This is a genomic window from Cellulosimicrobium sp. GQ32 (assembly GCF_059758455.1).
Genome location: NZ_JCAXEP010000003.1, coordinates 403,280 through 419,193, shown reverse-complemented (window position 1 = coordinate 419,193; position 15,914 = coordinate 403,280). Strand labels below are relative to the sequence as shown.

The 15,914-nt window shown below is 70.7% G+C and carries 8 protein-coding genes; all 8 read left to right on the top strand.

Annotation, left to right across the window (positions count from 1 at the left end; translation table 11 throughout):
- Positions 1 to 430 precede the first annotated feature (430 nt).
- A complete protein-coding gene (locus AC6CH9_RS07990; RefSeq protein WP_237841950.1) occupies positions 431 to 1,066 on the top strand; it encodes an RNA polymerase sigma factor in 636 nt (211 codons plus the stop codon).
- Positions 1,063 to 1,560 carry a hypothetical protein gene (locus AC6CH9_RS07985; protein ID WP_313664069.1) on the top strand — a complete coding sequence of 166 codons (498 nt, stop codon included), beginning with the start codon at positions 1,063 to 1,065 and terminating at the stop codon, positions 1,558 to 1,560. The genes AC6CH9_RS07990 and AC6CH9_RS07985 overlap by 4 nt, the downstream gene beginning before the upstream one ends.
- A 145-nt stretch (positions 1,561 to 1,705) precedes the next feature.
- On the top strand, positions 1,706 to 3,526 hold the full coding sequence (locus AC6CH9_RS07980; protein ID WP_498154391.1) for a S8/S53 family peptidase: 1,821 nt from the start codon (positions 1,706 to 1,708) through the stop codon (positions 3,524 to 3,526).
- Positions 3,527 to 3,700: 174 nt separating this feature from the next.
- Complete coding sequence (locus AC6CH9_RS07975; RefSeq protein WP_498154390.1) at positions 3,701 to 6,121, top strand: CHAT domain-containing protein; 2,421 nt, start codon at positions 3,701 to 3,703, stop codon at positions 6,119 to 6,121.
- A gap of 594 nt (positions 6,122 to 6,715) precedes the next feature.
- Complete coding sequence (gene rplJ, locus AC6CH9_RS07970; RefSeq protein ID WP_021483443.1) at positions 6,716 to 7,246, top strand: 50S ribosomal protein L10; 531 nt, start codon at positions 6,716 to 6,718, stop codon at positions 7,244 to 7,246.
- A 114-nt stretch (positions 7,247 to 7,360) separates the two neighbouring features.
- Entirely contained in the window at positions 7,361 to 7,750 is a 390-nt protein-coding gene (gene rplL, locus AC6CH9_RS07965; RefSeq protein WP_021483444.1) for a 50S ribosomal protein L7/L12, read from the top strand.
- A gap of 522 nt (positions 7,751 to 8,272) precedes the next feature.
- On the top strand, positions 8,273 to 11,785 hold the full coding sequence (rpoB, locus tag AC6CH9_RS07960; protein ID WP_498154389.1) for a DNA-directed RNA polymerase subunit beta: 3,513 nt from the start codon (positions 8,273 to 8,275) through the stop codon (positions 11,783 to 11,785).
- 116 nt (positions 11,786 to 11,901) lie between these two features.
- Entirely contained in the window at positions 11,902 to 15,783 is a 3,882-nt protein-coding gene (locus tag AC6CH9_RS07955; protein ID WP_498154388.1) for a DNA-directed RNA polymerase subunit beta', read from the top strand.
- The last annotated feature ends 131 nt before the right edge of the window (positions 15,784 to 15,914 follow it).

The window sequence follows — 15,914 nt, the reverse complement described above, 5'->3', positions numbered from 1 at the left end:
GGGCCGCGACGTCGCGCCCCGCCGGTCCGCACCCGCGGTGGGTGCAGGGGTCGTCTGCACGCTAGGAGCCCGCGCCGCGCCGCGGCATGAGGGATTCCCCGGCAGTTCCCGGGCCTCGCATACGGGGGAACACCTAGACGACGACCCCGCCGTACGGCGATCCTGAGCCCGTGGGCGGCGTCGCGCAGACCTGTAGGCGACGGATGTATCAGACGAGCGACCCGTCCCTCTTGTCCGGGTGGAGGAGCGTCGGCCCGACGCTCCGACCCGTGTGTCGAAGGAGCGAGATGGGACGCAGCCGCACGAGCCAGGAGGGGTGTGACCAGTGACGATGGTTGTCGACCCCACCGGCCCGGCCCTAGAATCAGGCGCTTCCGGGGACCCCCCGCTGATGCCTGACCGGACGGACGTGCCGAGGACGGTGCCCCCCATGACGAGAACGACCGACGAGGTGACCGACACCGACGAACCGGGCCTGAGCCTGGGGGACCGGGGTGCGCTCGCGCTCCTCGAGTACCGGGACGGTCGCCCCCACGCCCTCGGCGAGTTCGTCCGCGAGGCGACGCCGCTGCTGTGGCACACGGTGCGGGCCCAGGGCGTCGAGCGTGAGCAGGCAGACGACATCGTCCAGACCGTGTGGGTCGCGCTCGTGCGCAACGCGATGACGATCAAGGAGCCCCACGCCGTCCTGAAGTGGCTGCTCATCACGGCCAAGCGTGCCGCGTGGGAGGCCGTGCGCAAGCACCGCGACGAGGCGAGGCGCCGCACCGAGCTCCCCGACGACACGGACGAGGGCGTGCCGGAGCTCCCCTCGGGAGACCCGACGCCGGACGTCGAGGTGCTCCGCAACGAGCGCGACCGCACGCTGTGGGCCGCGCTGGACCAGCTGCCGGACCGGTGCCGGCGGCTCCTGCGGCTCGTGTCGCTCGCCGACCGACCCGACTACAAGGCCATCTCGGCCGCGATCGGCATGCCCGTCGGGAGCATCGGCTCCACGCGCGGCCGCTGCCTCGCCAAGCTGCGCGACATCATCGACGACCAGGGGGAATCGTGGGAAGCATCATGAGCACCGAGCCGACGCACAGCCCCGACGAGCCGCTCGACGCCGTCGACCTCGCGCTGCTCGCGGAGCTGGCGCGCATCGCCGAGGAGATCGACCCCGTGCCCGACGGCCTGGTGGAGCGGTCGCTGTTCGCGATCACCCTCGCGGGCCTCGAGGCCGAGGTCATGGAGCTGGAGTACGTCCAGGTCCCCGAGATGTCCGTGCGGGGCGACGCACCTCCCGTCGAGGCGCGCACCATCACGTTCACGTCCGAGTCCGTCACGGTCATGATCTCGCTCTCGCCGACCGACGACGGCCGCATCCGCATCGACGGCTGGGCCGCCCCGGCGACGGCGCTGCGCGTCGAGCTGCACCGCCCCGGGTCCGTGAGCGAGACGACGAGCGACGACGACGGCCGCTTCGTCTTCGACGCCGTGGACCGCGGCCCGGCGAGCCTCGTCGTGCGCCGCGCCGACGGTGCCGGCGGCGCCGTGAGCACCCCGGTCATCGAGCTGTAGCCGTCGTCGTGCCGCGGGCGATCTCTCGCCCGCGGCGCGACGACGTCCCGACCCCCATTCCTTCCGCGCCCCCGTGCGCGAGCCGCTGTCCGTCGACGACGACGCCCGCGGCACCGACTGAACGTCATCCCTCGAGGAGGAGCACGTGAGCGAGACCCCCGGAACCCCCGCGCCGAGTCCGCAGAGCGGCCGGTACTACGGCGACCGCCCGAGCCGCCTGCAGTGGCGCACGAGGACCATCGACCCCGTCAGCGCACCGCGGCGGTCGGGACAGCAGTCGCCCCATCCGACCTGGTACGTCGGTGACAGGCTGCTCTTTCCCGGGTCGCGGTGCGGTGAGCAGCGCATGCGCCGACTCCGCGACGCCGCGGCGCAGTTCGACCTCGACGTCGAGATCGAGCCGGAGAGCGAGCACGACGCAGCCCTGGTGCGGCGCGCCGACCTGGACACGGAGACGACGGAGGATCTGCTACGTGTGTTCGGAGTCTCGTTGCGGCTCACTCCCCGTGGCGGCTCCGCCCGCTCTCTGCCGGACGCCTGGCAACTCCTAGAGCACCTGGGCGGCGTCGTCGAGGGGGACGATGCCGACCGCGGTCGGGCTCGGATCGGTCTCGACCACATCATCGTCCCTTCGGTCGGCGGATTCATCGGAGGCCAGCCGGCTGCGCAGCCGACAGCCTTCGCCCATGCCCAGCCCTACGGTCAGCCGTTGCCCTACGGTCAGCCTCTTCCCTACGGTCAGCCGTTGCCGTACGGTCAGCCTCTTCCCTACGGTCAGCCGTTGCCGTACGGGCAGCCCCTGCCTTTCTCCGGGACTGCCGAGTACGCCGTTCCTGGGTCAGGGGGCCGAACGCCTGTGAACTGGGTCGGTGCGGAACCGCGACGTGACCACGCGCCTGGAGACGATGCATGGACGGCCTCCGACGGAACACGCCGTCCCGTCGTCGCAGTCCTCGACTCGGGCGTCGGAGAGCACGCCTGGTTCGACGAGACACCTGGGCGTGGCAGGGTCGTGGTTCGGGATCCCGAGCTCCTGGGTGAACCGCTCTCCGTGCTGCCGCGCCCCGAGTACGAGTACGAGGACCCTGAGATCGGAGGCGTCTCGGTCTCCCCGCTCACGGGCCCTCTCGACCCGGTGGCTGGACATGGCACGTTCATCGCAGGCCTCGTGCACCAGAAGTGTCCCGACGCAGTCATCCTCGCGCCGCGCCTGTACGGAGGTTCCGGCGTGATCCCGGAACGCGACATGCTGCGCGCGCTGCGTCGACTTCTCCTGTGGCACGTGCTCGGACTGGTCGGCCGTGGCGGCTACGCACCGGTCGACATTGTCGTGCTCTCCTTCGGGTACTACCACGAGCGGCCGGGTGACGCCGACTTCGATGCCCCGCTGGGTGCCGTGCTCGACGCGCTGCGCCGATACGGGGTGCTCGTCGTCGTCTCGTCGGGAAACGACGGTCAGACCCGTCCGATGTTCCCCGCGGGCTTCGCTCCCCGCGTCCGGCGTGCCGATGGCCGCGCGACGGCGCTCGACCCGCGCGAGGTGCCGCTCGACAAGCCGCCGGTTCTCGCGGTCGGTGCGCAGAATCCCGACGGCACAACCTCGCTCTTCAGCAACGATGGCCCGTGGATCACGTGCGTCCGCCCCGGGGCCGCGCTGGTCTCCACGGCTCCGAAGACAATCGACGGTGCGGTGGCTCCCTCGCGGAGCGTCAAGGAACTGTGGTCCGACGGCCGCCGTGCGACGATCGACCCGGAGGGATTCCAGAGCGGCTTTGCCACGTGGAGCGGGACCTCCTTCGCTGCGCCGGTCCTGGCCGGAGAGCTCGCCGCGCTACTCTTGGCGGATGCGGCGCAGGATCCGACACACCAGGCATCGGTGCAGCCAGGTGTCGGTTCGCCCGAGCGATGTGCCTGGCTGTGGACGGCCGTCAGCGCCGCGACCGGTCTTGAGCCGACGATCGTGTAGTCCACGCAGGCGAGGATGACGCGGGCAACCCGGCCAGGTGCGGCCGCGGCGCATCTCGCTCGGGCCATCGGCGCGTCCCAGCAGGGTCGCTATGCGCTTGCGATCCGCCACTACGAACGCGCTCTGGTTTCGAGCGGGGACCGGTGGACCACCTCGGAGCAGCGCTATGTCGTCGTGCGCAGCACCATCGGCGCCGCCGCCTGCGGGTTCGAGCTCGACGGCGACGTCCGCGCCGCTCGTCAGCGCATCGAGGCGATGCGTGCTGTGCTCGACCAAGAGCCGGAGGAACGAGAACGGCTACGGTTCGCGCTACTGGTCGAGGGTCAGGCAGCCTTCTTGGACTGGCGCACCGGAGATCTCGACCAAGCGCACGAGAAGCTGTCGGTCGCGGTCGCCCTCGCCCGGCGCCTGGGCGACCCGGACACCGCGACGATCCTGCTCAACCGAGGATCGTTGCGCCTCGATCTCGGCGATGTCGACGGCGCGACCGCAGACCTGAGCGAGGCCGTCGGGAGCGGCGACGCTGCGGGCGACGTCCTGCTGGCCTCGAAGGCTCGCCACAACCTGGGGTATGCCGAGTACCTCCGTGGCGATCTCCCGGTCGCGCTGCGTGCGATGGACGAGGCCGCGGAGCAGGCGCCGGACCGGCACGCCGCGGTCGGTCTGATCGATCGCGCGCAGGTCCTGCTCGACGCTGGCCTGCTGACCGAGGCCGACGACGCGCTGCGCGAGGCGCGCGAGCACCTCTCGCGCTACCGCATGCTGCGCGACCTCGCCGAGGTTGAGCTGGTGCGGTCGCGCGTCGTGCTCGGCCTGCGACGCTACGCCGACGCCCGCCGCCTGGCCCGGTCGGCGTCGCGCCGGTTCGACCGGCTCGGGAACACCCCGTGGATGCTGCGAGCCCGCGTCGCCGAGCTGCAGGCGGCGCTCACGGAGCACCGGTCGGACGGTGTGACGCCGACGACGGCACGGCGGCACGCCGGCTGGGCGCTCGCCCTCGCGCGCGAAGGCGAGGCGCTCGGCGGAGCCGCCGGTCTCGGCGTGACGATCCCGGCCCAGCTCCTCGCGGCCGAGTGGCTCGTGACCGCGGGGGACGTTCCCGCCGCGCAGGACGTCCTGGCGCAGGTTCCCGGGCGGCTCGACCGCGCCCCGCTTCCCGTGCGGCTGCAGCACGAGGCCGTGCTCGCTCAGCTCGCGTTCGCGGCCGGGGACCGCCGGGGCGGCGTGCGGGCCGTGCGGCGCGGCCAGTCGGCCCTCGCCGAGCACCGCGCGCGGCTCGGCTCCGTGGACGCGGTGACGGCGTCGGCCGTGCACGGGGTCCGGCTCGGCAACGTGGACGTGGCGGCAGCGCTGCGGACGCGGCGCCCGGGGACGATCTTCGACGCGGTCGAGCGGGGCCGCGCGGCGTTCGCCGGAACCGGCCGTGTGCGGCCTCCGTCGGACCCGGTCCTCGCGGGCCTCCTCGCCGCGGCGCGCCGCGAGGTCGAGGCCGCCCGCGCGCTCGGCGTGCCCTCGGACCCTTCGCACCTCGCCCGTCGCCAGGACCACCTGCGGTCGGCGCGTCGGTTGCAGGACGACGCGCGCCGCCGCGCCTGGCAGCACGGGGGAGAGGCCGCCACCCCGCTAGCCACGACGGAGCGCCGGCTCCGGGCCGCGCTCGCCGCGGCGGGCTCCGACGCCGTGGTCGCCGACCTCGTGGTCGAGGGCGACGACGTCCTCGCCGTCCGCGTGTCCGCGGCGGGGACGCGGCTCGTGCGGCTCGCACCGCGCGCGACAGTTGCGGAGCAGGTTCGCCGGGCCCGGGCCGACTTCGCGGTCCTCTCGAACGTGCTCATCCCCGTCCCGATGCGGGAGGCGGCGGTCGCGTCGCTCACGCGCACCCTGACCGCGCTCGACGACGCGCTCGTCGTTCCCCTGGAGGTCGACGGCGACCTGCACCTCGCCGCGCGCGACCTGCTGCTCGCGCTCCCGTGGGCCTCGCTGCCCTCGCGGCGAGGCCGGAGGACGTGGGCGAACTCGTGGGTGGACCTGCGGGTCGGGGAGCCGACGCGGCGTGCGGACGAGGCGCTCGTCGTCGCGGGCCCCGGGCTGCGGTTCTCGGGCGCGGAGGCCAAGCTCGTCGCGTCGGTCTGGGAGGGCTCCGAGGCCCTCGCAGGCGAGGACGCCACGTGCGAGGCGGTGGCCGAGGGCCTCCGGAGCGCGGGGGTGGTCCACCTCGCGGCGCACGGGACGCACGAGACCGACAACCCGCTCTTCTCCTCGCTGCGGCTGGCCGACGGCCCGCTGTTCGCGCACGAGCTGGACGGGATCGACCTGCACGGTGTGGTCGTGGTCCTCTCGGCGTGCGAGGTGGGGCTCTCGACGCCGCGTATCGGCGGCGAGTCGCTCGGCCTGACGAGCGTCCTCCTGCGGCTCGGCGCGCGCGCCGTGGTCGCGAGCGTGGCCCCGTTGCGCGACGACGTCGCCGCGCGCGTCATGCCGTCGCTCCACGCCGAGCTGCGCGACGGCGCGATGCCCGGCTCGGCGCTCGCCCGTGCGGTCGCCGACGAGCCCGAGCCCGTCCCGCTCGTCTGCTTCGGCCCGCTCGTCGTCTAAGTACCCGTAGGGCGACAACGACGCGCTTTGCCACCGAAGGGTCTTGACCTGCTCCAAGCCGTTCGCCAAGATCGGTCTGCCACCAACAGATGGTGGAAACCGAAGCAACCTGGGGGACCACATGAAGATCCGTTCCGTTCGCCTCGCAGTCACGGCTGCTCTCACGACGGCCTCGGTTATCGCGGGGGCCGTCGTGGCTGCCGCTTCTCCGTACACGCAGGGCCTCTGAGTTCGTTCTCGCTCAGTAGAACACTCTGCCCCGGTTCCCCCCACGGGGGGTCGGGGCAGAGTGTTCTTTCAGAGCCGCGACTCGGCCGCTAAGCGGCCGTCCCCGAGCAGCGGTTTGGAGCACCCGCCGTCGTCCCGTACGATGGGCGTGTACCCAAGACCGCCGGTCGTCCGATGCTGCCCGCAGACTCCGTCTGCAGGACGTGACGGATCGAAGTCCCACCACGAGGTGGAGGCCAGCGCAGGTAGCGAATCGACGACGTCCGCCCGGCCCCGCCGCGCGTGCGACTGCGAGCCCCGCGCCTGCGCGGGGCTCGTTCTCGTTCCGGGACGGACGCCGGTGGTACCACCACCGGAAGGATTGCCATGGCGAGGCCGGACAAGGCAGCCGCAGTCGCCGAGATCTCGGACAAGTTCCGCGACTCGAACGCTGCCGTGCTGACCGAGTACCGCGGGCTCACCGTCGCGCAGCTCAAGCAGCTGCGTCGGTCGCTCAGCGGCAACGCAACCTACGCCGTGGTGAAGAACACGCTGACCGCTATCGCGGCCAAGGAGGCCGGTGTCGAGGGACTCGACGCCGACCTTCAGGGCCCGTCGGCAATCGCCTTCGTCACCGGGGACCCGGTCGAGGCTGCCAAGGGTCTGCGTGACTTCGCCAAGGCGAACCCCGCGCTGGTCATCAAGGGTGGTGTCCTCGACGGGCGCCCCCTGACCGCCGCGGAGGTCACGAAGCTCGCGGACCTCGAGTCCCGCGAGGTCCTGCTGGCCAAGGCGGCCGGCGCGATGAAGGCCAAGCTCTTCCAGGCTGCCTACGTCTTCACCGCGAACACCGCCCAGGCCGCCCGCGTCATCGATGCCCTGCGTCAGAAGCAGGAATCGGAGGGCGCTGCCGCCTGATCCCGCGCCCGGGGCACGCCCCGGTCTCGTGATCCACGCAGCGCAAGCACACACCCCGCTTCTGGCAGGCCCGCACCGGGCCGCTGCCGAGCACCGACCGAAAGGAACGCCATCATGGCGAAGCTCAGCACCGACGAGCTCATCGAGCAGTTCAAGGAGCTCACCCTCATCGAGCTCAACGAGTTCGTGAAGGCCTTCGAGGAGACCTTCGAGGTCACCGCCGCCGCCCCCGCCGCCGTCGCGGTCGCCGCCCCCGCGGGTGGCTCGGGCGACGCCCCGGCCGAGGAGGAGAAGGACGAGTTCGACGTCATCCTCGAGGCTGCCGGCGACAAGAAGATCCAGGTCATCAAGGAGGTGCGCGCGCTCACGTCCCTCGGCCTGAAGGAGGCCAAGGACCTCGTGGACGGTGCCCCGAAGCCGGTCCTGGAGGGCGCGAACAAGGAGACGGCCGAGAAGGCCAAGGCTGCCCTCGAGGGCGCCGGCGCCACGGTCACCCTCAAGTGATCTCGCCGGCCCCGTCCTGACGGGGCCGGTCAGCACGCCGCACGAGGCCCGCACCCCGCCCGGGGTGCGGGCCTCGTCGTCGTTCGTGCCGCCCGACGGCGCGGGCGGGCCGGGGAGCGCGGCGCAGACGTGGGCGTGCACGTCGTCGGGCACCCGGGCGGGCGCACCGGCTTCACGGAACGGCCACGAGTGTGCCACCATGTGCGGGTCGACGACGCAGGACAGCGAGGTCGACGGCAGCAGGTTCGCGACCCGCACGACGGGTCGGAGGCGGGCGACGAGGCCCGCGCGAGTACCGGTGAGACGCGAGGCGTCTGGGTCCGGGCGGGGTCGCACGCCCCGGGGTTGTGTTGCGATGCGTGGTGCGCTATGCTCACGCTTTGCGCTGTCCTGTGCCCCCGATCTCAAATACCCCCGACCCCCTCGTCGACGTACGTGCGCGTCCGCGAGGTGTCGTGGCGGCGGTGATCGTGTCCAGCCCGGCGGTGCAGCGTTCTTTCGATCTGCAGGGAAGGACCCCTCTTGGCTGCCTCGCGCACCCCTTCTGCTCCGACCGCCGACGCCATCGCGAACCGCACCGCATCGCGTCGCCTCTCCTTCGCCAAGATCTACGAGCCCCTCGAGGTCCCTGACCTGCTGGGCCTCCAGACCGAGAGCTTCGACTGGCTCCTCGGCAACGAGGCGTGGCAGGCGCGTGTCGCCGCCGCGGCCGCGGCCGGCCGCCAGGACGTGCCCTCGACGTCGGGCCTCGAGGAGATCTTCGAGGAGATCTCTCCGATCGAGGACTTCGGGTCCTCGATGTCGCTGTCGTTCTCCAACCACCGTTTCGAGCCGCCGAAGTACACGGCCGACGAGTGCAAGGAGAAGGACTTCACGTACGCCGCGCCGCTCTTCGTCACCGCGGAGTTCGTCAACTACAACACCGGTGAGATCAAGAGCCAGACGGTCTTCATGGGCGACTTCCCGCTCATGACCGAGCGCGGCACCTTCATCATCAACGGTACCGAGCGCGTCGTCGTCTCCCAGCTCGTCCGGTCGCCCGGCGTCTACTTCGAGCGCGCGGCCGACAAGACGAGCGACAAGGACATCTTCTCCGCGAAGATCATCCCCTCGCGCGGCGCCTGGCTCGAGTTCGAGATCGACAAGCGCGACGCCGTCGGCGTGCGCGTCGACCGCAAGCGCAAGCAGTCCGTCACGGTGCTGCTCAAGGCGCTCGGCCTGACCGAGTCGGAGATCCGCGAGCAGTTCGCCGACTTCCCGTCGGTGCTCGACACGCTCGAGAAGGACCACGTCCACACCCAGGACGAGGCCCTCGTCGACCTGTACCGCAAGATCCGCCCGGGTGAGCCGCCGACCGTCGAGGCCGGCCGCGCGCTGCTCGAGAACTTCTACTTCAACCCCAAGCGCTACGACATGGCGAAGGTCGGCCGCTACAAGGCGAACAAGAAGCTCGGCATCGACGCGCCGCTCACGGACTCCACGCTCTCCGTCTCGGACGTCGTCGCGACGATCAAGTACCTCGCCGCCCTGCACGCCGACCACGCGTCCATCCCGGGCACCCGGAACGGCGAGGCCGTCGAGGTGCGCGTCGAGACGGACGACATCGACCACTTCGGCAACCGTCGCATCCGTGCGGTCGGCGAGCTCATCCAGAACCAGGTCCGCACGGGCCTGTCCCGGATGGAGCGCGTCGTGCGCGAGCGCATGACGACGCAGGACGTCGAGGCGATCACGCCGCAGACGCTCATCAACATCCGCCCGGTCGTGGCGTCCATCCGCGAGTTCTTCGGCACGTCGCAGCTCTCGCAGTTCATGGACCAGAACAACCCGCTCGCGGGCCTGACGCACAAGCGTCGCCTCTCGGCCCTCGGCCCGGGTGGTCTGTCGCGCGACCGCGCCGGCATGGAGGTCCGCGACGTCCACCCGTCGCACTACGGCCGCATGTGCCCGATCGAGACCCCTGAAGGCCCGAACATCGGTCTGATCGGCTCGCTCGCGTCGTACGGGCGCATCAACCCGTTCGGCTTCATCGAGACGCCGTACCGCAAGGTCGAGGCGGGCAAGGTCACCGACGAGGTCGTCTACCTCACGGCCGACGACGAGGACCGCCACGTCATCGCGCAGGCGAACCAGGTGCTCAACGTCGACGGCTCCTTCGCGGACGAGCGCGTGCTCGTGCGCACCAAGGGCGGCGAGGTCGAGATCGTGCCCGGCGCGCAGGTGGACTACATGGACGTCTCGCCGCGCCAGATGGTGTCGGTCGCGACCGCGCTCATCCCGTTCCTCGAGCACGACGACGCCAACCGCGCCCTCATGGGTGCCAACATGCAGCGCCAGGCCGTGCCGCTGGTCCGCTCCGAGGCCCCGCTCGTCGGGACCGGCATGGAGTGGCGCGCGGCCGTCGACGCGGGCGACGTCGTCGTCGCGTCGAAGCCCGGTGTCGTCACCGAGGTCTCGGCCGACCTCGTGCTCGTCGCGAACGACGACGGCACGACCGGCAGCTACCGCATCGCGAAGTTCCGCCGCTCCAACCAGGGCACGAGCTACAACCAGCGCGTGCTCGTCGACGAGGGCCAGCGCATCGAGCCCGGCTCCGTCCTCGCGGACGGGCCGGCGACGGACGAGGGCGAGCTCGCGCTCGGCCGCAACCTGCTCGTGGCGTTCATGTCGTGGGAGGGCCACAACTACGAGGACGCGATCATCCTCAGCCAGCGTCTCGTGCAGGACGACGTGCTCTCCTCGATCCACATCGAGGAGCACGAGGTCGACGCGCGCGACACCAAGCTCGGCCCCGAGGAGATCACGCGGGACATCCCGAACGTCTCCGAGGACGTCCTCGCGGACCTCGACGAGCGCGGCATCATCCGCATCGGCGCCGAGGTCGGCGCGGGCGACGTCCTGGTCGGCAAGGTCACCCCGAAGGGCGAGACCGAGCTGACCCCGGAGGAGCGCCTGCTCCGCGCGATCTTCGGCGAGAAGGCGCGCGAGGTGCGCGACACCTCCCTCAAGGTGCCCCACGGCGAGTCCGGCACGGTCATCGGCGTGCGCGAGTTCAACCGCGAGGACGGCGACGAGCTGCCCGCGGGCGTGAACCAGCTCGTGCGCGTCTACATCGCGCAGCGCCGCAAGATCACGGACGGCGACAAGCTCGCCGGCCGTCACGGCAACAAGGGCGTCATCTCCAAGATCCTGCCCGTCGAGGACATGCCGTTCCTCGCGGACGGGACGCCGGTCGACGTCGTCCTCAACCCGCTGGGCGTCCCCGGCCGCATGAACGTCGGTCAGGTCCTCGAGACGCACCTCGGGTGGGTCGCGAAGCAGGGCTGGGACATCTCGCTGGCCGAGGGCAAGGACCTCTCCTGGCGGGAGAACGTCCCGGAGATCGCCGCGACGTCCGAGCCGGGTCGCCCCGTGGCGACCCCGGTCTTCGACGGCGTCCACGAGGACGCGCTCACGGGCCTGCTCTCGACGACGATCCCGAACCGCGACGGCGACCGCATGGTCGGCGCCGACGGCAAGGCGCGTCTCTTCGACGGCCGCTCCGGCGAGCCGTTCCCCGAGGCCGTGTCGGTGGGCTACATGTACATCCTCAAGCTCCACCACCTGGTCGACGACAAGATCCACGCGCGCTCGACCGGCCCGTACTCGATGATCACGCAGCAGCCGCTGGGTGGTAAGGCGCAGTTCGGCGGACAGCGCTTCGGCGAGATGGAGGTGTGGGCCCTCGAGGCGTACGGCGCGGCCTACACGCTCCAGGAGCTCCTCACCATCAAGTCGGACGACGTCCCCGGTCGCGTCAAGGTCTACGAGGCGATCGTCAAGGGCGAGAACATCCCCGACTCGGGCATCCCGGAGTCCTTCAAGGTCCTCCTCAAGGAGATGCAGTCGCTGTGCCTGAACGTCGAGGTGCTCTCGAGCGACGGCGTCTCCATCGAGATGCGGGAGTCGGACGACGACGTGTACCGCGCAGCAGAAGAGCTCGGCATCGACCTGTCGCGCCGCCCGAACGCGGCGTCCAGCGTCGACGAGATCTGATCTCGGGCAGGCGGGAGCGGGTCTCCCCGCTCCCGCCGACGACCCCCACACCAACCGTCTTTATGGCGTCGGCACCGGCCCCGGCCGGTCCCGGCAGACGAAGGAAGTAGGACAACTTGCTCGACGTCAACGTCTTCGACGAGCTGCGCATCGGCCTGGCCACGGCCGACGACATCCGTGCGTGGTCGCACGGAGAGGTGAAGAAGCCCGAGACCATCAACTACCGCACCCTCAAGCCCGAGAAGGACGGCCTCTTCTGCGAGAAGATCTTCGGCCCCACCCGGGACTGGGAGTGCTACTGCGGCAAGTACAAGCGCGTGCGCTTCAAGGGCATCATCTGCGAGCGCTGCGGCGTCGAGGTGACGCGCTCGAAGGTGCGTCGTGAGCGCATGGGCCACATCGAGCTCGCCGCGCCCGTCACGCACATCTGGTTCTTCAAGGGTGTGCCCTCGCGCCTCGGCTACCTGCTCGACCTCGCCCCGAAGGACCTGGAGAAGGTCATCTACTTCGCGGCGTACATGATCACCTCGGTCGACGAGGAGGGCCGCCAGGAGGACCTCCCCAACCTCCAGAACGAGATCGACCTGGAGAAGAAGGAGATCGCGGACGCCCGCGACAACGACATCAACTCCCGTGCCCAGAAGCTCGAGGCCGACCTGGCCGAGCTCGAGGCCGAGGGCGCCAAGGCCGACGCGCGCCGCAAGGTCCGCGACTCGGCCGAGCGCGAGATGGCGCAGATCCGCAAGCGCGCGGACGCCCAGCTCGACCGCCTCGACCAGGTGTGGGACCGCTTCAAGAACCTCAAGGTCGCCGACCTCGAGGGCGACGAGATGCTCTACCGCGCCCTCCAGGACCGTTACGGCACCTACTTCGAGGGCTCGATGGGCGCCGCGGCGATCCAGAAGCGTCTCCAGGACTTCGACCTGGAGGCGGAGGCCGAGTCCCTGCGCGAGACCATCCGCTCGGGCAAGGGGCAGCGCAAGACGCGTGCCCTCAAGCGCCTGAAGGTCGTCAACGCGTTCCTCACCACGACGAACTCGCCCACCGGCATGGTGCTCGACGCCGTCCCGGTCATCCCGCCGGACCTGCGCCCGATGGTGCAGCTCGACGGTGGCCGCTTCGCGACGAGCGACCTGAACGACCTGTACCGCCGCGTGATCAACCGGAACAACCGCCTCAAGCGGCTGCTCGACCTGGGCGCCCCGGAGATCATCGTCAACAACGAGAAGCGGATGCTCCAGGAGGCCGTGGACTCGCTGTTCGACAACGGTCGTCGTGGCCGTCCGGTCACGGGTCCGGGCAACCGTCCGCTGAAGTCCATCTCGGACATGCTCAAGGGCAAGCAGGGTCGTTTCCGTCAGAACCTGCTCGGCAAGCGCGTCGACTACTCGGGCCGTTCGGTCATCGTCGTCGGCCCGCAGCTCAAGCTGCACCAGTGCGGCCTGCCGAAGCAGATGGCGCTCGAGCTGTTCAAGCCGTTCGTCATGAAGCGGCTCGTGGACCTCAACCACGCGCAGAACATCAAGAGTGCCAAGCGCATGGTCGAGCGTGCCCGCCCGGTCGTGTGGGACGTGCTCGAAGAGGTCATCACCGAGCACCCGGTGCTGCTCAACCGTGCGCCGACGCTGCACCGCCTCGGTATCCAGGCGTTCGAGCCGCAGCTCGTCGAGGGCAAGGCGATCCACCTGCACCCGCTCGTGTGCGCCGCGTTCAACGCGGACTTCGACGGCGACCAGATGGCCGTCCACCTGCCCCTGAGCGCCGAGGCGCAGGCCGAGGCCCGCATCCTCATGCTCTCCAGCAACAACATCCTCAAGCCGTCGGACGGTCGTCCGGTGACCATGCCCTCGCAGGACATGATCATCGGTCTGTACCACCTGACGAGCGACCGCAAGGGCGCCGAGGGCGAGGGCCGCGCGTTCGGCTCGGTCGCCGAGGCGATCATGGCGTTCGACCAGGGCACCCTGGACCTGAACGCCGAGGTGAAGATCCGCACGACCGACCTCGTCCCGCCGGTCTCCGGCTTCGAGGCTCCCGAGGGCTGGGAGGAGGGTCAGCCGATCCTCTTCGACACCACGCTCGGTCGCGCGCTGTTCAACGAGACGCTCCCCGTCGACTACCCGTACGTGAACTCGGTCGTCGACAAGAAGCGCCTCTCGGCGATCGTCAACGAGCTCGCGGAGCGCTACCCGAAGGTCGAGGTCGCGGCGTCGCTCGACGCGCTGAAGGCCGCCGGCTTCCGCTGGGCGACCCGCTCGGGCGTCACGATCGCGATCTCCGACGTCGCCACGCCGGCGGCGAAGGCCGAGATCCTCGAGCAGCACGAGGAGCGCGCGCTCAAGGTCCAGCAGCAGTACGACCGTGGTCTCATCACGGACGACGAGCGCCGTCAGGAGCTCATCGAGATCTGGACCCAGGCGACGGACAAGGTCGCCTCCGTCATGCGCGAGAACCTCGAGGCGAACGACCGCAACACCGTGTACCGCATGGTCGGCTCGGGTGCCCGTGGTAACTGGATGCAGGTCCGTCAGATCGCCGGTATGCGCGGTCTCGTGGCGAACCCGAAGGGCGAGATCATCCCGCGCCCGATCAAGTCCAACTACCGCGAGGGCCTGTCCGTCCTCGAGTACTTCATCGCGACGCACGGCGCCCGCAAGGGTCTGGCGGACACCGCTCTGCGGACCGCCGACTCGGGCTACCTCACGCGTCGTCTCGTGGACGTGTCGCAGGACGTCATCGTCCGCGAGGAGGACTGCGGCACCGAGCGCGGCCTGACCCTGCCGATCGCGGAGGAGCTCGCGGGCAAGCTCGTGCGCCACCCGAAGGTGGAGACGAGCGTCTACTCCCGCACCCTCGCGGCCGACCTGGTCGACCCCGACGGGAACGTCGTCGGCAAGGCCGGCGACGACGCGGGCGACGTCCTCATCGACGCCGCGGTGGCCGCGGGCGTGCGCGAGGCCAAGGTCCGCTCGGTCCTCACGTGCGAGTCGCGCGTCGGCACGTGCGCCAAGTGCTACGGGCGCTCGCTCGCCACGGGCAAGCTCGTCGACATCGGCGAGGCGGTCGGCATCATCGCCGCCCAGTCGATCGGTGAGCCGGGCACCCAGCTGACGATGCGTACCTTCCACACCGGTGGTGTGGCCTCCGCGGACGACATCACGCAGGGTCTGCCGCGTGTCACGGAGCTCTTCGAGGCCCGCACCCCCAAGGGTGAGGCGCCCATCGCGGAGTTCTCGGGCCGCATCGCGATCGACGACTCGGAGCGCTCGCGCCGTCTGGTCCTCACGCCGGACGACGGCTCGGAGGAGATCGCGTACCCGGTGACGAAGCGTGCCCGCCTGCTCGTGCAGGACGGCGACCACGTGAACGTCGGCACGCAGCTCGTCCAGGGTGCGGTGGACCCCAAGAAGGTCCTGCGCATCCTCGGCCCGCGCGCTACGCAGAAGCACCTGGTGGACGAGGTCCAGGAGGTCTACCGCTCCCAGGGCGTGGACATCCACGACAAGCACATCGAGGTCATCGTGCGGCAGATGCTGCGTCGCGTGACCGTGCTCGACTCGGGCGACTCGCACCTCCTGCCGGGCGAGCTCGCCGAGCGCGGCCGCTTCGAGGACGCGAACCGTCGCGCGGTGGCGGAGGGTGGCCAGCCGGCCTCCGGCCGTCCCGAGCTGATGGGCATCACGAAGGCGTCGCTCGCGACGGACTCGTGGCTGTCGGCGGCCTCCTTCCAGGAGACGACGCGCGTGCTCACCGAGGCGTCGATGAGCGGTCGTCGCGACCCGCTCCTCGGCCTCAAGGAGAACGTCATCATCGGTAAGCTCATCCCGGCCGGTACCGGTCTGCCCCGGTACACCAAGGTCCAGGTCGAGCCGACCGAGCAGGCCAAGACGGAGCTCTACCCGAGCTTCGGCTACGACGAGATCGACTTCCCGGCGCTCGGCATGGGCTCCGGCGAGGCGATCCCGCTCGAGGACCTGGACTTCGGCGACTACCGCTGACGTCCCCGACGGCCGGACGGGTGCCCGACGGCGTCCCGCACCTCGTGTGCGGGCGCCGCTGGGCACCCGTTCGGCGTCCCGGGGGAGCGCACCACCCGCCGACGGCGGGCCGTGACCTGCTCCTTTGACTA